The sequence below is a fragment of the Kitasatospora sp. NPDC093558 genome (assembly GCF_040683475.1).
In the GTDB taxonomy this organism is placed as follows: Bacteria; Actinomycetota; Actinomycetes; order Streptomycetales; family Streptomycetaceae; genus Kitasatospora.
In genome coordinates, this window is the sequence record NZ_JBFBDY010000916.1 from 1 (window position 1) to 2,110 (window position 2,110).

At 70.5% G+C, this 2,110-nt stretch carries 2 protein-coding genes; both read left to right on the plus strand.

Annotation, left to right across the window (positions count from 1 at the left end):
- The coding region (locus tag AB0O00_RS36905) for a hypothetical protein (RefSeq protein WP_363659070.1) at positions 1-623 on the plus strand (623 nt) is incomplete at its 5' end.
- 1 nt (position 624) lies between these two features.
- Complete coding sequence (locus tag AB0O00_RS36910) at positions 625-2,055, plus strand: hypothetical protein (RefSeq protein WP_363659071.1); 1,431 nt, start codon at positions 625-627, stop codon at positions 2,053-2,055.
- Positions 2,056-2,110 lie beyond the last annotated feature (55 nt).

A 2,110-nucleotide genomic window follows, 5' to 3' on the forward strand; every position in this document is an offset into this window, starting at 1 on the left:
ACCACGTCCTGCACGCGCCCGACGCGTTCCGGCGGCTCGCCGGCAGCCGGGTCACCGTGCAGCTGAAGCCCGATGCCCTCAAGCTGAACGTCGGCGACTCGGCCGCGTTCTTCACCGAGGGCCTGCACTACGGCGCCGGCCTCGCCGTCACCGAGGTCGGCCGCCTGCCCGCCCACGCCGTCCGGCCGGACATCGCCCGCATGGAGACGACCGCCGACGAGCTGCCGTTCTCCCTCGTCCTGCGCGAGATCCGCAACCAGGACCTCGCCGAGCACGCCCGCACCGCCGACGCCGTGGTGCTCGGCACGGTGGCCGGCCTGGAACGGCTCGAGGGTTCCGACCACTACTCCGAGCACGACCCGCACTGGTGGCGGGCCGGCCTGGACGTCCAGCACGTGGAACACGGTTCGGCCAAGGCCGGCACCGTCTCCGTGCTGTACCCCAACAGCCGGGACCGCCACTGGAACCACGTCCCGAAGCCCAAGGCCGGCCAGTCCGGGCTGTGGATCCTGCACGCCACGGAGGGTGACCAGCGGGAGCTGGCGCCGTACGAGCTGCGGGACGCCGAGGACTACCAGCCGGCGCACCGGCTCGGCGTGCTGCGCGGAGGGAACGTGAGCTGACATGCCCACCTTCAAGGTCGTCAACCTCACCCCCAAGTCGCTGAGCGGCGAGGCCGAGCACGACGCCGAACCCTTCCTCGCAGTCAACCCCGAGAATCCTGCCGAGATGGTGGCGACCGCCTTCACCCCGGACCCGATGGGCGGCGGCTTCGCCCCGGTCTACGTGTCCACGGACGGTGGCAACACCTGGGCGCTGAACACCATCGTTCCGGGCGGAGGGGTCTTCCCCGGCACGACGCAGCCGTTCGCCACCGGCGACATCACCGTGGCCTTCGCCGACCGGGGCGGTGCCCTGTACGCGGGCATCCTGAACGGTCAGGCCGCCTTCCTGCAGAACCGGACCGTCCTGCAGATCCTCCGCACGCCGTCCGCCACCTCGACCGCGGCGATGCAGGTGCTCGTCAACCGGGAGCCGGTGGACCAGCCCTGGGTCATCGCCGACACCGTCGCGGGCGACGGCGGCGACCGCGACCGCGTCTTCATCGGCAACAACAACTTCAAGCACCGGATCCCCAGCCCGAAGTCGGCCACCGTCGACGTCTCGGGCGACGCCCGGACGGCTCCCGCGCCGGCCGGCTTCACGCCCTTCGGCATCGAGCAGCGCACCCCGGCCGGACAGGACGGTCCGCCGGTCAGGCTGGCCCTGCACGCCGACGGCACGGTCTACGCGGCGTTCGAGTGCTGGACCGCCAACGACCACGGTCAGCCCATCAGCAACGTCACCTTCGACGTCGTGGTGACCCGGGACGACAGCGCCGCCTCCGGGGCCAACCCGTTCGAGGACCTCAAGGACGCCACCACCAGCACGCCCGGACAACTGGTGGCGACCGACCGCTTCGTGGCGTTCAACGCCATCATGGGGCAGGAGCGCCTCGGCGGTGACCTGACGATCGCGGTGGACCCGAGGGACGCCAACAGCGTCTGGATCGCGTGGTGCGACCGGGTCGGCGGACCGTCCGGCACCGACAACACGATGCACGTCCAGCGCTCGACCGACCGCGGCCAGACCTGGACGCAGGCGCGCGCGGACCTCGCCGACGTCAAGAACCCGGCACTGGCCGTCAACTCCGAGGGCCTGGTCGGCCTGGCCTACCAGCTGTTCGCCGACAACCAGTGGACGACGATCCTGGAGACCACCGCCGACAACTGGCAGAACGATCCGGAGACCACCAAGCTCCACCAGGCTCCTGCCAACGTGCCGGACTCCGGGGGTCAACTGCCCTACCTCGGCGACTACATCCGGCTGCTCGCGGTCGGCTCCGACTTCTACGGAGTGTTCGCGGGCAACAACACCCCCGACAACGCCAACTTCCCGGTCGGCGTGAGCTACCAGCGCAACGCCGACTTCACCACCCACCAACTGCTCGACGTCGACGGCACTCCCGGTGTGCAGATCTCGATCGACCCGTTCTTCTTCCACCGGGCCGCCTGAGCACGGCAGTTCACGAGAGTTGGAGCGCCCGCCACGATGGTTCGTGGCGGGCGCT